The sequence below is a fragment of the Pseudomonas sp. B13(2017) genome (assembly GCF_002113245.1).
Taxonomy (GTDB): Bacteria; Pseudomonadota; Gammaproteobacteria; order Pseudomonadales; family Pseudomonadaceae; genus Aquipseudomonas; species Aquipseudomonas putida_Z.
On record NZ_NEJX01000015.1, the window covers coordinates 102,560 to 116,551 of the forward strand.

The window sequence follows — 13,992 nt, forward strand, 5'->3', positions numbered from 1 at the left end:
GCGGGCTTGCCCGCTCCCACAGGTATCCCACCGCCCTTTGGCCTTGTGAAATCCCTGTGGGAGCGGGCGAGCCCGCGAACAGGCCGTTGGATCAATGCACGGTCTTGCGCTGCCGTACACACTCCTGGGCCTGAGCGGTCAGTTCGTCCAGTCGCTCATCCCGCATCTGCTCCGCTTCGATCATCGCATCCTCACCCTGCTGGTTGAGCAGGTAGGTATGGATCTGCATCACTTCCGCCGTCTGGTAGATCGGCGCAATATCCAGCCGCCCGATCAGCGCGCCGCTAGCCCGCCCGGTACTGCTCATCAGTACCTGCGGCCCGTTGGCGGCCACCACCTGCATGCCCATCGCCTCGAACCACGGTACCTGGCTGGCAAAGGCATTCAGCTCGACGCAGGCATGGCGTGCCTGCAGGTCGCCCAGCAGGGCGCGGGCGATGCCCTGGCGACGATGGCTGGCGCGCACGGCGAGGAATGCCAGGGCGCACGCCTGTTCGTCGTCCTCGGCCGGCAGCGACAGGGCAAACCCCAGCAATTGGTCCGGTGCCTCGGCATCCAGCGCCAGGGTCAGTGTCACGGCCAGGCCGCGGGTGCCGTCCAGTGCTTGCAGGTACTGGTGCACCTCCATGCCGACGCCGTACTGGTACAGCGGGTACAGCGGGTTGTCGGCACTGATGGCGACACTGCTCAGTTCGCCGACGTGGTGGATCACCAGTTCGCGGATCTGGTTCTGGAAAGATTCAGGCGGCACGCTGTCGAGGCGGCTCAGGATGAACATCGGGGGGCGGGCTCCGGCGGGTAGATGGGCGGCCCGCGCCATGCGGGCGCGGGCTGTACAGTCTAACCGGTTTTGCCGATCAGCCTTGTACCTGCAATGCACCGAGCATCAGGTCGAGGTTTTGCACCGCCGCACCGGAGGCACCTTTGCCGAGGTTGTCGAACACTGCGGTCAGCAGCACCTGGCCATGCTCAGGGTTGGCGTAAAGCGCCAGGCGCAGGTCGTTGCTGTCGTTCAACGCCTCGGGGTCGAGGTTCGGCGCTGCGCCGTGCTGGTGCAGGGGCATCAGTTGGACGTGGCGGGCACCCTGGTAGTGCTGCTGCAGGCAGGCCTGCAGCTGTTCGGCACTGACCTGGCCGGGCAGCAGGCGCAACTGCAGCGGGATGCTCAGCACGATGCCTTGGCGGTAGGCACCGTAGCCCGGCATGAACATCGGCCGCGCCGACAGCCCGGCGTGCTGCTGGATTTCCGGCACGTGCTTGTGCGCCAGTTCCAGGCCGTACAGTTGCAGGGCCGGGGTTTTGCCGGCGGCGGGCTGTTCATGCCGTTCGACTGCGGCGCGGCCACCACCGGAATAGCCGGAGATGGCGTGGATGTTCAGCGGGTAATCCGCTGGCAGCAGGCCGGCCTTGACCAGTGGGCGCAGCAGGGCGATGGCGCCGGTGGGGTAGCAGCCGGGGTTGCTGACGCGCTTGCTGTGCGCGATGCGCTCGGCTTGCTGCTCGTCGAGCTCCGGCAGGCCATAGACCCAGCCTGGGCTGGTGCGGTGCGCGGAGCTTGCGTCGATCACCCGCACCTGCGGGTTGTGGATCGCCGCCACGGCCTCGCGGGCGGCATCGTCGGGCAGGCACAGCAGGGCGATGTCGGCGCTGTTGATTGCCTCGCGGCGGCGTTGCGGGTCTTTGCGCTCGGCTTCGGGCAGGGTCAGCAGGCGCAGATCGCTGCGGCCTTGCAGGCGGGCATGGATCTGCAGGCCGGTGGTGCCTTGGTCACCGTCGATGAAGACAACAGGGGTGTGCATGGTCAAAGTCCGGTCGGGGAGAGATGGCCTATGCTCGCTTGTGGCTCTGGTAAAGAAAAATTGAATATGATGATCGATATGTTCATCTTTTCTGAATGAGTTTGGCCCATGCGCGAAATCAGCCTCGATCGCCTCCGCACCTTGGTGGTCATCTCCGACCTGGGCTCCTTTGCCGAAGCCGCCCGCCAGCTCAACCTGGCACCGCCCACCATCAGCCTGCACGTGGCCGAGCTGGAGGCGCGCATCGGCGCCCCGTTGCTTACCCGCACCCGTGGCCAGGTGCGGCCCACGGTCATCGGCGAAACCCTGCTGGCCCGTGCCCGCCGCCTGCTGGCCGACGCCGACCTGGCGCTGGATGAAGTGCGCCGACAGGTAGAGGGCCTGACCGGTCGGGTGCGCCTGGGCGCTTCCACCGGTGCCATCGCCCACCTGCTGCCGCAGGCGCTGGAGCACTTGCGTACGGTGCACCCGGGGATCGATGTGCAGGTACAGGTGCTGACCTCCCAGGCCTCGTTGGCGCGCTTGCGCGAGGGCACGCTGGATATCGGCCTGGTGGCCTTGCCACAGGTGGCCGGCAAAGGGCTTGCGGTTACGCCCTGGCGGCGCGACCCGATCCTGGCCTACGTGCCGGCCGACTGGCAGCCACCGGCCAAGGTCACGCCGGCCTGGCTGGCGCAGCGGGCGTTGATCCTCAACGACAGCAGCACCCAGCTTTCGCGGGTGACCGGCGAGTGGTTCGCGGCAGCGGGGTTGTACCCCGAGCCGCGAATCGAGCTGAACTACAACGATGCGATCAAGAGCCTGGTCGGGGCCGGGTATGGGGCGACATTGCTGCCGCAGGAGGGGGAGTCGGCCGAGCTGGACCGGCGCATTGCCCGCCGGCCGCTGCGGCCGGGGTTGTGGCGGCAACTGGGCATTGCCTGCCGGGAAGGGCAGGTGGAGCGGGCCACGGGGTATGTGTTGCAGGCGTTGGAGCGGTTGCGCCAGTAGGGGCTCCTGTGCAGCCCAATCGCCGGCAAGCCAGCTCCCACAGGTACAGCGATAGCCTGAAGGCAGCGCCGTACCTGTGGGAGCTGGCTTGCCGGCGATTGGGCCGCAAGGCGGCCCCTGGGGTCACCCTCGCTCTCGGGCCCGCACCGCGGTCACTGTCTCCCCGCCAACCCCCCAGTTATCGGTCGGTACCTCCTCGATCACCACAAAGGTACTGGCCGGCGGCTTGCCCAGCACCTGCTGCAGCATGCGGGTCGTCTGTTCGATCAACTGGCGCTTGTGCTCAGCGCTCACGCCTTCATCGGTTACGCGAATATGGACATAGGGCATGGTTCTCGCTCCTCTGTTAATGCCAGGTGCCAGCGGTGCTACCGCCATCCACCGGCAGGATCACGCCGCTGACGAAGCGTGAGTCGGCCAGGTACAACACTGCATCCACGACATCCTGTGGCAAGCCGGTGCGGCCACTGGGTGACAGCGCGCCCATGCCTTGTGTGTTGCCGCCATGCAGCGGTGTTTCGATGATCCCCGGCGCCACCGCGTTCACCTGCACGCCGCTGGCTGCCAGTTCCAGCGCCAGGCCTTTCACCGCCTGGTTCAGGCCACCCTTGACCAGTACCGGCAGCAGGGCTGGCACGCGGGTGTCCGGTTGCAAGGCGATGGAGGCGGTGATGGCGATGATCTGCCCATGCCCTTGCCTGGTCATGATCCGCGCCGCTTCCTGGGCCGGGTAGAAGAACCCCTTGAGGTTGGTGCCGACCAGGGCGTCGACATCCGCTTCGCTGTACTCGGCAAATGGCTTGGCAATGAAGATGCCGGCGTTGTTGATCAGCAGGTCGACCCCGCCAAAGGCTTGCTCGGCGCTGGCGAACAGGCGCTGCGCCGTGCCCGGTTCGGCGATGTCGCCAGCCACGCCGATGAAGCGCGATGGGTTGCCGAGGCGGGCGGCGGCTTGCTCAAGGCGGGCCTGAATGCGGGCATTGCCGACCACGTTGTCGCCGCGTTCGAGAAAGGCTTCGGCCAGGGCGAAACCCAGGCCGCTCGAGGCCCCGGTAATGATGACGGTGCGTGGCGTGTTCATGTGCATGATCTCCAGTGAAATGAGCCATGGGCTCGGTGTGAAGCCACTGTAGGTTGCAATCAGCACTTGAAAAATGAGGCCAGGGGCATTTCAATCGATACATCATGTAATCAATAGAGCCGTCATGACCCGCCATTTCGACGACCTGCAACTGGGCAGCCTGGAACTGTTCTGCCTGGCCGCCGACAGCGGCAGCTTCACTGCCGCGGCCACGGAGGCCGGCGTTACGCCGGCGGCGGTCAGCCGCAGCGTGGCGCGCCTGGAAGAGCGCCTGGGCGTGCGCCTGTTCGTCCGTACCACCCGGCAGATGCGCCTGTCCGCGGCCGGCCAGGCCTACTACCAGCAATGCCGGCAGGCACTGGGGCAACTGGTCGAGGCCGAGCGCCAGGTCACGGGCGGGCAGGTCGAGCCGAGCGGCCGCCTGCGTATCAGTGCACCCACGCCCTATGCCCATCACCGGCTGTTGCCGCTGCTGCCGCGGTTTCGCCAGCGTTACCCAAAGGTGCAGGTGGATGTGCATGTCAGCAACCGCAACGTCGACTTTGCCGAGGAGCCGTTCGACCTGGCCATTCGTGGTCGCGAGCCGGCCGATTCGCGGCTGGTGGCGCGTCGCCTGGAAGATGCCGAACTGGTGGTGGTGGCCACGCCGGGCTACCTGGCCCGTGCCGGCACGCCACGAACACCACACGACTTGCTGCAACATGAGTGCATCCAGTTCGAACTGCCCAGCAGTGGTCGTCGCCCGCCGTGGAGCTTCCTTCAGGATGGCCAGCAGGTGGAGATCGAAACCCAGGGTGGGTTCACCTGCCTGGGCGACTTCCTCGCCACCGCCACGCTGGTGCGCCACGGCGGCGGGCTGATGCAGGCTTATCGCTTTACCGTGCAGGACGCACTGGCCAGTGGCGAACTGGTGGAAGTGCTCGCCGAGTTTGGCGGCACCTCGCGGCCGTTCATGCTGATCTACCCCCAGGCCCGGCACATGCCGCTGCGGGTGCGGGTGTTCATCGATTTCCTGTTTGCCGAGGGGGCATAGCCCCCGGGCTGAAGCGAGGCGCCGGGGCGTATGGCCGACTATGCTGTTTGCTGCGTCGAGCCAATGTCATCTCGACGACCCTTCAGGTTTTCCAGGAGAACGCTCCATGAAATCCACGAAATGCATACCTTTGCTGGTGATTGCCTCGGTCCTCAGTTTTGCCGCACACGCAGACCCGGCGAGCAACTGTGCGGCCAAGATCAAGGAGCTTGAAGACATTCAGAAGACTGATGGCCAGGCACTGCACGGTGGCATGGCGCATGACTACCACGAGCTGTTGAAGCAGGCCAAGGAAGGGCAGGCTGCGGGTGACATGATCAAGTGCCAGGCCTCCGCCGACCGGGCCAAGACCATCTACAACAAGGCGCGCGGGAAGTAGCTGCAGTCCTGCACTGGCCTCTTCGCGGGCTCGCCCGCTCCCACAGGTACTGCACAGGCCTTGAGCCTGTTGGAAATCCTGTGGGAGCGGGCAAGCCCGCGAAGAGGCCAGTGCAGGAAAGCCCAGTCAGAACCAGCGATCATTCTTCCTGCGCCCACGGGTCAGCGCTGGCAGGATCAGCCCCGCCAGCAAGCCCGCGCCGGCAATGCTGCCGCCATACACCATGTAGCGCATCATCACCTGCTTGTTCTCGTCCCCCAGGCGGGCCTGGGTATCGCGCAGCTGCGACTGGCTCTGGTCGAGCTGTTCATTCAGCGCCTTGTTGCGCGCCTCCAGTTCGTCGATCAGCTTCTTGCGTGAATCCAGGGTTTCCTGCATGCCCTGCACGCGGCTCTTCCAGCTGTCGTCGATGTTCTTCAACTGCCCGGTCAGGTCCGCGACCTGGGCATCGAGCTGCGGCAGGCGCTCGCTCTGGCCTGGCACCGACTGCAGGTCGTTGCTGAGAATCCACACCACATCGCCGTTCTGCCCGCGCACCTGGCTGTAGTTGCCCTGGCTGCCGATCAGGGTCAGCTTCTGCCCGGACTTGAGTGTACCGACAATGCGGTGGCCATCGGTGGGGCCGCTGCGCACGTAGGTGCTCAGGCTGTCGCTGACCCAGCGTGCGTCGCTGGCAGGCTCTTCGGCGTGCACCGGTGCGGCAAGGGCCACCAGGGTGGCGATCAGGCCGCCGCGCAGGGCAGTGAGGGCGGAAGCAGTTGGGCGGGAATCGGGCATGTTGGGTCTTCGCTGAAACAGGACAAAAGTAGGCCCGGTGACTGGGCCGATGAACCGGTCGGTGAGTTGACCGTCAGCGAAAGACCGTTTTTTTGTAGGCGGGTTCACTACCTGACGTCGGAAATGTCTGCAGGATGTTGCAGGACCGGACCACGTGCTACTGCCTTGCCGATGACGCAAATGTCGTGGAGTACCCCTTGTCGATCCTGTGAGTTCACCCTGCTTGCCGGGGCTAGACTCAGGGGCTCACATTCGCTCATGGAGCAAGGCCATGACTGCCAGGAACACCATCTGCCTCTGGTACGACAATGATGCCGAGGAGGCAGCCAACTTCTATGCCAGCGTCTTCCCCGACAGCAAGGTAATCGCGCTGCACAAGGCACCGAGTGATTACCCGTCGGGCAAGGAGGGCGACGTGATCACGGTCGAATTCACCGTCATGGGCATTCCCTGCGTGGGGCTCAATGGAGGCAAGGCCTTCACGCACTGCGAGGCGTTTTCATTTCAGGTCAGCACCGAGGACCAGGCCGAGACCGACCGCTTTTGGGATGCCATTGTCGGCAATGGCGGCGAGGCCAGCGTCTGCGGCTGGTGCAAGGACAAATGGGGGATTTCGTGGCAGATCACCCCGCGCATCCTCATCGAAGCCATCGGGCACCCCGACCGGGCAGCGGCCAAGCGGGCGTTCGAGGCCATGATGCAGATGGGCAAGATCGATGTGGCCAGGATAGAGGGGGCGTTGAAGGGCTGATTACGGCAGTGAAGACATCTTGATCGAGGGCTGATCGGGGTGAGCGTGCTTTTGATCATGAGTTTTTGTAATCAATAAGCCCTAGAAAATGTCGATGTATCGGCTCGCAGCCCCGCCCTAGACTCGGGTAGCAATTGGGGGCTCCGCTGTTCATTCAAAGGGACTGATCGAACGAGCAGGCGCATCAACGCACGATGAAGCGTACGCCAACCCCGATGCATCGCTGTTTTCCAGACAACAAGAACCAGGAAATCCGCACGCCATGATGACATCGCCGTTCTCGATCCCCGCCAATGCCCGCCGTATCGACCCGTCGCGCCAGCGCGCCGCTGCGTTCAAGGCCGACGGTTCGGTCGACGACAACGACCGCACCGAAATCGGCCCTACGCCGCTGGCCTTTGCCGAGTGGGCTGCCCTCGGCCTGCAGGCGCCGCACCTGCCAACCATGCGCGAGTACCGCCTGCAGCGTATCCGCGAGCAGCTGGTGGCCCGCGACCTCGGTGGCATCCTGCTGTTCGACCCACTGAACATCCGCTATGCCACCGACACCACCAACATGCAGCTGTGGACCACCCACAATCCCGCGCGAGCCTGTTTCGTCGCCGCCAGCGGCCATGTGGTGCTGTGGGACTTCCATGGCTGCGATCACCTGTCTGCGCATTTGCCGCTGGTCAGCGAACTGCGCAGTGGCGCTTCGTTCTTCTATTTCGAAACCGGTGACCGCACCGAGGAACATGCCCGGCGCTTCTGCGCCCAGGTCGACGAACTGCTGCGCACCCATGCCGGCAACAACCGCCGCCTGGCCGTGGACCGCATCGAAGTCGCCGGCCTGCGCGCCCTCGATGCGCTCGGCGTGCAGGTGCACAATGGCCAGGAAGTGACCGAATTCGCCCGGCTGATCAAAGGCCCCGACGAAATTCTCGCCATGCGCTGCGCCGTGGCTTCCTGCGAAGCCTCGGTGGCCGAAATGCGCCAGGCCATGCGTGCCGGGGCCACCGAGAACGATGTGTGGGCGGCGCTGCACAGCGGCAATATCCGCCGCGGCGGCGAATGGATCGAAACCCGCATCCTCAGCTCTGGCCCGCGTACCAACCCCTGGTTCCAGGAGTCCGGCCCGCGGGTGCTCGGTGACGGTGACCTGTTGTCGTTCGACACCGACCTGATTGGTGTATATGGCTTCTGCGTGGACATGTCGCGCAGCTGGATCTGCGGTGGCCTGGAGCCCACGGCAGAGCAGAAGCGCCTGTACCGCATTGCCCATGAACACATCCACGTCAACGCCGAAATGGTCAAGCCTGGCGTGCGCTTCACCGAACTCACCCGCAACGGCCACCGCTTGCCCGAGAGCTGCCGCGCACAGCGTTACGGCGTGATGTTCCATGGGGTAGGGCTATGCGACGAGTACCCGAGCATTCGTTACCCGGAAGACCTCGAGTCCTATGGCTACGAAGGTGAACTGCAGCCGGGCATGGCCTTGTGCGTGGAGGCCTATGTGGGCGAAGTGGGTGGGCGTGACGGGATCAAGCTGGAGAACCAGTTGCTGGTGACCGAGGACGGGTATGAGCTGTTGACCCATTACCCGTTCGAGGAAAGCTTCCTGCGCGATTGATTGGGCAACCCGGGACCGCTTCGCGGTCCCTGTGGGAGCGGGCATGCCCGCGAAGGGCTGCAAGGCAGCCCCGGTTCCACAGGCTTGCCCGATCAGTTGCCGGTCACTTCGGCCTCTGCCGACGCCGGCTTGGCCGAAGTCTTCTTCTCCTGCACCACGATGTAGAACTCTTCGCCATGCTTCACCGCGCCATACAGCACGGCCTTTTCGATCAGTTCGTTGCCGCGCAGGTGGCGCAGCATCATCGGGTCCTTGCGCAGGTCGCGGTACAGCGCCAGGCACAGCAGCACCATCACCACCACGAACGGCAGGGCCACGACGATGGTCAGGTTCTGCAGGCCGGTCAGCGCCTCGCCGGGGTCGCTCGGGTCACCGATTGCCAGCATGATCGCCGCCACCGTACCGGTCAGCGCACCCCAGAAAATCACCGTACGTCGCGATGGCGTGGTGGTGCCGTGTTCCGACAGCGTGCCCATCACCAGCGAGGCCGCATCGGCACCGGAAACGAAGAAGATACCCACCAGAACCATCACCAGCACCGATGTCGCCGAGGCCAGCGGGTAGCTGTCCAGCAACTGGTACAGCGCGTGGTTGCTGTTGACCGCACCATTGGCCAGCTGGAAGGCGCCTTCGCGCAGGGCGTCGATACTCGCGCCGCCAAAGATGGTGAACCACACCAGGCTGACCAGGCTCGGTACCAGCAGCACCCCGGTAACGAACTGTCGGATGGTGCGGCCGCGGCTGATGCGGGCGATGAACATGCCCACGAACGGCGTCCAGGAAATCCACCAGGCCCAGTAGAACACGGTCCAGCCGGCCAGCCAGCTGTTCATCTGCTCACCGCCGCTGGCGTTGGTGCGGGCCATCATTTCCGGCAGCATCTTGACGTAGATGCCGATCGAGGTTGGCAGCAGGTTGAGCATCAGCAGGGTCGGGCCGACCATGAACACGAACAGCGCCAGCACCAGCGCCAGCACCATGTTGGTGTTGGACAGCCACTGGATGCCCTTGCCGATGCCCGACACCGCCGAGGTGACGAAGGCGATGGTCAGCAGGGTGATGATCGAGATGTAGAACAGCTTGCCGGGGCTTTCGATCCAGCCGTTGTATTCCAGGCCACCGGCGATCTGCAGCGCGCCCAGGCCCAGAGAGGCCGCCGAGCCGAACAGCGTGGCGAAGATCGCCATCATGTCGATCAGGCGGCCGAGCGGGCCGTTGGCATGCTTGCCGATCAACGGCCGGAAGGCGGCGGAAATCAGCTGCGAGCGGCCGCGACGAAAGGTGCCATAGGCAATCACCAGGCCGACGATGGCATACATGGCCCAGGGGTGCAGGGTCCAGTGGAACAGCGTGGTGGCCATGGCCACCTGCATCGCTTCGCTGGACTGCCCGCTGGCCGTCCCAGGCGGTGGCGACACATAGTGCGACAGCGGTTCGGCAACGCCGAAGAACATCAGGCCGATGCCCATGCCGGCGCTGAACATCATCGCCACCCACGACACCGTACGGAATTCTGGCTGTTCGCCATCACGGCCCAGCGGGACCCGGCCGTAACGGCTGGCCGCCAGCCACAGCACGAACACCACGAACAGCGTGGAGGTGAGCACGAAGAACCAGCCGAAGTTGAGAATGACCCAGGATTGCGCGCTGGAGGCGCTGCTGGCGAGGCTGGCCTGGTTGAGGAAGCCCCAGAGGACGAAAGCGATTGCCAGGAGGCTGGTGAAACCAAAGACGATCCAGTCGAGCTTGCCCTCGAAACGCCGGTCCTGGCGCGCTTCCGCGGTTTTCGAGGGGTCCGTCACGCCAAGGTCGAGCGTTTCGGTGATGTGTTCCTTTGCCATGAATGATGAGGCCCCTTTCTGGCTTACCTGCAGGTGCAGGCTTGTTGTTGTGTGGGCTACCGAGTTCGATGACTGCCTCGGCCGGGAGATTGCTGGCGGGATTATCCTGTGCACGAAACGGCGGCTCCTGTCCCGATAACGCCCCGGGGCGTCCATTACGCGACCTGCCAAATACTTTTAGTTCTGGGGGCGATGGCCCTTTCTGCTTCGCGTTCTGGTACCCTGATGGGCATTCCCCGGGCCTGCACATCCGAGCACCGTAGAAGCGCTGCTGCTTGTGGGCCTGGCCGTACCAGGAAACGGAGATTCGTCCAAATGGCCACTGACCGTGTGAGCCTGATTCATTTCGATAAATTGAGCATGAGCCCTGCCGCTGCCGATCGGTTCCAGAAAGCCCTCGACGCGCTGGAAGCGCTCAAGCTGCAGGACCGTTACGTGTATCTCATCGCTCCTTATCTGGGTGATATCGCTGACGCCTCCGACCCCGAGCAACTGGCCACCGCCCTGGAACAGGGCTTGCGTGTGGTCGACGAGCTGCTGGCCGCCAGGTCGGTCAGCAAGGTCAAGGCCGAGGAAGTGCGCCAGGTGTTCCACGGCGCCGCCGAGCGTGCGCGGGCAGAAATGCCCGGCTGAGTGGCGGCATGGCCAAAGACATCGACAACCCTTGCGTCTCGCTGTGCCAGCTCAATAGCGAGCTGTGCGTGAGCTGCGGCCGCACCCGTGACGAAATCCGCAAATGGCGGGGCATGAAACGCCCCGAGAAGATGGCCACCGTGCAGCGGGCGGCAACGCGGATGAAGGCTATCGCCAAGAAGGCGGCCAAGCGGCAGAATGCCGACTGAACCTGCGCACCCTGTGCGCGGCCTTTCCTGATTGTCTGACGAGCCTGAAAATGGATTCTCACTCGCTGTTTGCCTTTACCCTGGTCGCTGCCATCGCGATCGCCAGCCCCGGCCCTGCCACCCTGATGGCCATCAACAACAGCCTGGCCCATGGCCAGCGCAGCGCGATCTGGTCGTCGCTGGGCAATGGTTCGGGCCTGTTCTGCCTTTCTGCTGCGGCCATGCTGGGCTTGGGCGCGCTGCTGGCCAGTTCCGAAATGCTGTTCAACGCCGTGAAGATCCTGGGGGCGGGCTACCTGTTCTACCTGGGGGCGCGGCAATTGCTGAAAAAGAGCCCGATGCTGGCGCAGGGCGCCGCAGAGGGTGTGGCCAAGGTCCGGCCCACGCCGCTGAAGCTCTACAAGTCGGCCTTCCTCACGGCAGTGACCAACCCCAAGGCGACCATGTTCTTCACCGCACTGTTCCCGCAGTTCATCGACCAGGGGGCGGCGCTGCTGCCGCAGTTCCTGATCCTGACCGGGATATTCGTGGCGTTGTCGCTGGTTTCGCTGAGCCTGTATGCCGCGCTGGCGGCGCGGGCCAAGGGCGTGCTGACCCGGCCGTCGCTGTCGCGCTGGGTCAGCCGGGTGGTGGGCACCACCTTCATCGGTTTTGGCGCGGCGATCCTGGCGATGCGCCGGCAGGGGGCCTGAAGTACGAGGGCCGCTCCTTCTGGCCGATAAAAGGCCAACCTGATGGCCATACATGGTCCAGACTGTCTACAGCACGCACAGATGGGTGCTGCAGTCGACCACAGGATGTGGCAGCCTTTGGCCACCGCTCCGGGTCTGCGGATGTTACATGTGCCGAGGGTTGTCGATGATCGAGCGCTGCTTTCGCCACGCCTTGTTGCTGTTGCCGTGCCTGCTGCTGCCGCTGGCGGCGGTAGCGCATGAGGAATGCCGGCGGCTGACTGCCACCGGCAACCCGGAATACCCCCCCTACCTGTGGCGCGACCCGCAGAACCCCGAGCAACTGATCGGTGCCAATGCCGACCTGCTCAAGTACCTGGGCAAGCAGTTGGGGCTGGAAATCGAGGTGGTCTACGGCGGGCCGTGGTCGCGCGCCCAGGAAGAAGTGCGCACGGGCCGGATCGACCTGATGGCTGGGTATTTCCTGACCGAGGCCCGCCGGCAACAGATGGACTTCATTGCCCCGGCATTCCTGCATACCCCCAGCGTTGTCTGGGTGCGCCAGGACAATACCTTTGCGTACAAGCAATGGGCCGACCTGAAGGGGCGCAAAGGCGGCACGCTGGTCAACAACAGCCACGGCCAGCAGTTCGACGACTACGCCAGGACCAACCTCACCCTCGAAGCGGTACCCGGTGCCAGGCAGGCATTCGAGAAGTTGATGCACAAGCGCAGCGATTATGTGGTGTACGAGCAGTATCCCGGCTTGGCGCTGGCGCGCACATTGGGGATTGCCGACACTTTGCAGGTGCTGGAGCCACCGATATCCAGCGAAGGGCTGTACCTGGCGCTGTCGCATGACTCGCCCTGCAACCAGCCGCAGCTGCGTGAGGCGCTGGCGAGGGAGATGGAAAAGATCGTTGCCGGGGCGTTGCCGGAGCAACTGCTGCAGCAAAACCTGGAGCGTTGGCAATAAATAGCAGCCTGGTATGCGGTCCTTGTAGGAGCGGCCTTGTGTCGCGATGGGGCGCGCAGCGCCTCCTGTTTTCAGCTTCGCCGCAGATATCGCCGGGGCCGCTTCGCGCCCCATCGCGACACAAGGCCGCTCCTACAAGGACCGGGCCAGCTGCTCGGCTTCCTTGGCCCGGGTCACGCTGACTGCGCCGGGCAGGGTGACATCGTTCTTCGCCGCTAGGATTTCGGCCATGACGCTGACGGCAATCTCGGCCGGGGTCTTGCTACCGATATAAATGCCGATAGGGCCGTGCAGGCGCTGCAACGACGCTTCGCTTTCGCCAAAGTGTTCGATCAGCCGCTCGCGGCGCAGCTGGCTGTTGCGCCGTGAGCCGATGGCACCGATATAGAACGCCGGGCTGTGCAGGGCTTCGAGCAGGGCCAGGTCGTCCAGCTTGGGGTCGTGGCTGACGGCGACGATGGCGCTGCGCAGGTCTGGGGCGAAGGCGCGGACCACGTCGTCCGGCATGCCGGCCAGGTGGTTGACGCCGGCAACGTTCCAACCTGCCGTGTACTCGGGGCGCGGGTCGCACAGTGAAACGCTGAAGCCATTGAACAGGGCCATGGTCGCCAGGTATTCGGCCAGCGCGCCGGCACCGATCAGCAGCAGGCGGTAGCCGGGGCCGAGGGTGCTGAGCATGTGCTGGCCATCGAAGCTGAACAGTTCGGGCGTGGTGGTGGCGGTGAGGCTGGCCTCGCCGCTGCGCAGGTCAAGCCCACGGCGTACCAGATTGCCGCCGTCGAGGCCGGCGAGCAGTTGCTCGAGGTGTGGCAGCGACGGGGCGAATTCCAGCACCAGTTCGAGGGTACCGCCACAGGGCAGGCCAAAGCGGTGGGCCTCGTCGGCGCTGACGCCATAGCGCACCACCTGGGGCAGGCCGCCGGGCATACCGGGGCCGCCGTAGGCACGGGTGTAGCGGTGAATGAGGTCGTCCTCGATGCAGCCGCCAGAGACACTGCCGACCACACGGCCGTCGCTGCGCAGGGCCATCATCGAGCCGACCGGGCGGGGGGAGGAGCCCCAGGTGCGGGCGACCGTGGCGAGCAGGGTGCGGTGGCCGGCGGCGAGCCAGTCTCGGGTGGTGCGCAGGACCAGCAGGTCGATGCTTTCCATGGGTACTCCATTAAACCTGATGTTGGCTGTGCCGGCCTCTTCGCGGGCTTGCCCGCTCCCACAGGGACCCCACAGTCCTGAAGAGCGGCGC

The 13,992-nt window shown here is 64.9% G+C and carries 16 protein-coding genes; 9 read left to right on the top strand and 7 right to left on the bottom strand.

Translation table 11 applies throughout. The features are described 5' to 3' along the window. Positions 1-91: 91 nt before the first annotated feature. Both CAG44_RS19215 and argC read right to left on the bottom strand, forming a co-directional pair. A complete protein-coding gene (locus tag CAG44_RS19215; RefSeq protein WP_025338801.1) occupies positions 92-778 on the bottom strand; it encodes a GNAT family N-acetyltransferase in 687 nt (228 codons plus the stop codon). Between the two features lie 79 nt (positions 779-857). Further along, complete coding sequence (argC, locus tag CAG44_RS19220) at positions 858-1,799, bottom strand: N-acetyl-gamma-glutamyl-phosphate reductase (RefSeq protein WP_013973018.1); 942 nt, start codon at positions 1,797-1,799, stop codon at positions 858-860. Between the two features lie 108 nt (positions 1,800-1,907). Between argC and CAG44_RS19225 the strand changes: the two genes are divergently transcribed. Next, a complete protein-coding gene (locus CAG44_RS19225; protein WP_025338802.1) occupies positions 1,908-2,789 on the top strand; it encodes a LysR family transcriptional regulator in 882 nt (293 codons plus the stop codon). A 123-nt stretch (positions 2,790-2,912) separates the two neighbouring features. Here the strand turns inward: CAG44_RS19225 and CAG44_RS19230 are convergent, their stop codons facing one another. Continuing rightward, positions 2,913-3,119: a 4-oxalocrotonate tautomerase family protein gene (locus tag CAG44_RS19230; protein WP_061551649.1), complete on the bottom strand. Its 207-nt coding sequence runs from the start codon at positions 3,117-3,119 to the stop codon at positions 2,913-2,915. A 16-nt stretch (positions 3,120-3,135) separates the two neighbouring features. Next, complete coding sequence (locus tag CAG44_RS19235) at positions 3,136-3,870, bottom strand: SDR family NAD(P)-dependent oxidoreductase (protein ID WP_085692792.1); 735 nt, start codon at positions 3,868-3,870, stop codon at positions 3,136-3,138. A gap of 124 nt (positions 3,871-3,994) precedes the next feature. Between CAG44_RS19235 and CAG44_RS19240 the strand changes: the two genes are divergently transcribed. Together CAG44_RS19240 and CAG44_RS19245 are read left to right on the top strand one after the other, a co-directional pair. Continuing rightward, the gene (locus CAG44_RS19240) at positions 3,995-4,903 is read left to right on the top strand and encodes a LysR family transcriptional regulator (protein WP_003259239.1); all 909 of its coding nucleotides are present in this window, start codon (positions 3,995-3,997) and stop codon (positions 4,901-4,903) included. 106 nt (positions 4,904-5,009) lie between these two features. After that, positions 5,010-5,282, top strand: a complete 273-nt coding sequence (locus CAG44_RS19245) for a hypothetical protein (RefSeq protein ID WP_085617081.1) — start codon at positions 5,010-5,012, stop codon at positions 5,280-5,282. A gap of 126 nt (positions 5,283-5,408) precedes the next feature. On the opposite strand, the gene CAG44_RS19250 is transcribed toward CAG44_RS19245, so the two are convergent. Continuing rightward, on the bottom strand, positions 5,409-6,059 hold the full coding sequence (locus CAG44_RS19250) for a TIGR04211 family SH3 domain-containing protein (RefSeq protein ID WP_085692793.1): 651 nt from the start codon (positions 6,057-6,059) through the stop codon (positions 5,409-5,411). Positions 6,060-6,330: 271 nt separating this feature from the next. Here CAG44_RS19250 and CAG44_RS19255 point away from each other — a divergent pair, with 271 nt between their 5' ends. Both CAG44_RS19255 and dddP read left to right on the top strand, forming a co-directional pair. After that, positions 6,331-6,810 carry a VOC family protein gene (locus CAG44_RS19255; protein WP_085692794.1) on the top strand — a complete coding sequence of 160 codons (480 nt, stop codon included), beginning with the start codon at positions 6,331-6,333 and terminating at the stop codon, positions 6,808-6,810. Positions 6,811-7,072: 262 nt separating this feature from the next. Next, positions 7,073-8,419 (top strand): dimethylsulfonioproprionate lyase DddP, encoded by a 1,347-nt coding sequence (gene dddP / locus CAG44_RS19260; RefSeq protein WP_085692795.1) that lies wholly within the window; start codon positions 7,073-7,075, stop codon positions 8,417-8,419. 92 nt (positions 8,420-8,511) lie between these two features. Here the strand turns inward: dddP and CAG44_RS19265 are convergent, their stop codons facing one another. Then, entirely contained in the window at positions 8,512-10,260 is a 1,749-nt protein-coding gene (locus CAG44_RS19265) for a BCCT family transporter (RefSeq protein WP_025338809.1), read from the bottom strand. Between the two features lie 315 nt (positions 10,261-10,575). Between CAG44_RS19265 and CAG44_RS19270 the strand changes: the two genes are divergently transcribed. The 4 genes from CAG44_RS19270 (at position 10,576) to CAG44_RS19285 (ending at position 12,749) form a co-directional block, all read left to right on the top strand. Continuing rightward, entirely contained in the window at positions 10,576-10,893 is a 318-nt protein-coding gene (locus tag CAG44_RS19270; RefSeq protein WP_025338810.1) for a hypothetical protein, read from the top strand. An 8-nt stretch (positions 10,894-10,901) separates the two neighbouring features. Beyond that, on the top strand, positions 10,902-11,102 hold the full coding sequence (locus CAG44_RS19275) for a DUF1289 domain-containing protein (RefSeq protein ID WP_012271937.1): 201 nt from the start codon (positions 10,902-10,904) through the stop codon (positions 11,100-11,102). A gap of 50 nt (positions 11,103-11,152) precedes the next feature. Then, entirely contained in the window at positions 11,153-11,794 is a 642-nt protein-coding gene (locus CAG44_RS19280) for a LysE family translocator (RefSeq protein ID WP_025338811.1), read from the top strand. Positions 11,795-11,960: 166 nt separating this feature from the next. Further along, positions 11,961-12,749, top strand: coding sequence for an ABC transporter substrate-binding protein (locus CAG44_RS19285; RefSeq protein WP_085591573.1), 789 nt, complete (start codon positions 11,961-11,963; stop codon positions 12,747-12,749). A gap of 132 nt (positions 12,750-12,881) precedes the next feature. On the opposite strand, the gene CAG44_RS19290 is transcribed toward CAG44_RS19285, so the two are convergent. Beyond that, positions 12,882-13,901 (bottom strand): XdhC family protein, encoded by a 1,020-nt coding sequence (locus CAG44_RS19290; protein ID WP_085692796.1) that lies wholly within the window; start codon positions 13,899-13,901, stop codon positions 12,882-12,884. Positions 13,902-13,992: the final 91 nt, after the last annotated feature.

What these genes read in the sequence shown, in the direction of transcription:
- CAG44_RS19215 (WP_025338801.1), bottom strand. Translation starts at nt 778, where the DNA reads ATGTTCATCCTGAGCCGCCTCGACAGCGTGCCGCCTGAATCTTTCCAG.
- argC (WP_013973018.1), bottom strand. Translation starts at nt 1,799, where the DNA reads ATGCACACCCCTGTTGTCTTCATCGACGGTGACCAAGGCACCACCGGC.
- CAG44_RS19225 (WP_025338802.1), top strand. Translation starts at nt 1,908, where the DNA reads ATGCGCGAAATCAGCCTCGATCGCCTCCGCACCTTGGTGGTCATCTCC.
- CAG44_RS19230 (WP_061551649.1), bottom strand. Translation starts at nt 3,119, where the DNA reads ATGCCCTATGTCCATATTCGCGTAACCGATGAAGGCGTGAGCGCTGAG.
- CAG44_RS19235 (WP_085692792.1), bottom strand. Translation starts at nt 3,870, where the DNA reads ATGAACACGCCACGCACCGTCATCATTACCGGGGCCTCGAGCGGCCTG.
- CAG44_RS19240 (WP_003259239.1), top strand. Translation starts at nt 3,995, where the DNA reads ATGACCCGCCATTTCGACGACCTGCAACTGGGCAGCCTGGAACTGTTC.
- CAG44_RS19245 (WP_085617081.1), top strand. Translation starts at nt 5,010, where the DNA reads ATGAAATCCACGAAATGCATACCTTTGCTGGTGATTGCCTCGGTCCTC.
- CAG44_RS19250 (WP_085692793.1), bottom strand. Translation starts at nt 6,059, where the DNA reads ATGCCCGATTCCCGCCCAACTGCTTCCGCCCTCACTGCCCTGCGCGGC.
- CAG44_RS19255 (WP_085692794.1), top strand. Translation starts at nt 6,331, where the DNA reads ATGACTGCCAGGAACACCATCTGCCTCTGGTACGACAATGATGCCGAG.
- dddP (WP_085692795.1), top strand. Translation starts at nt 7,073, where the DNA reads ATGATGACATCGCCGTTCTCGATCCCCGCCAATGCCCGCCGTATCGAC.
- CAG44_RS19265 (WP_025338809.1), bottom strand. Translation starts at nt 10,260, where the DNA reads ATGGCAAAGGAACACATCACCGAAACGCTCGACCTTGGCGTGACGGAC.
- CAG44_RS19270 (WP_025338810.1), top strand. Translation starts at nt 10,576, where the DNA reads ATGGCCACTGACCGTGTGAGCCTGATTCATTTCGATAAATTGAGCATG.
- CAG44_RS19275 (WP_012271937.1), top strand. Translation starts at nt 10,902, where the DNA reads ATGGCCAAAGACATCGACAACCCTTGCGTCTCGCTGTGCCAGCTCAAT.
- CAG44_RS19280 (WP_025338811.1), top strand. Translation starts at nt 11,153, where the DNA reads ATGGATTCTCACTCGCTGTTTGCCTTTACCCTGGTCGCTGCCATCGCG.
- CAG44_RS19285 (WP_085591573.1), top strand. Translation starts at nt 11,961, where the DNA reads ATGATCGAGCGCTGCTTTCGCCACGCCTTGTTGCTGTTGCCGTGCCTG.
- CAG44_RS19290 (WP_085692796.1), bottom strand. Translation starts at nt 13,901, where the DNA reads ATGGAAAGCATCGACCTGCTGGTCCTGCGCACCACCCGAGACTGGCTC.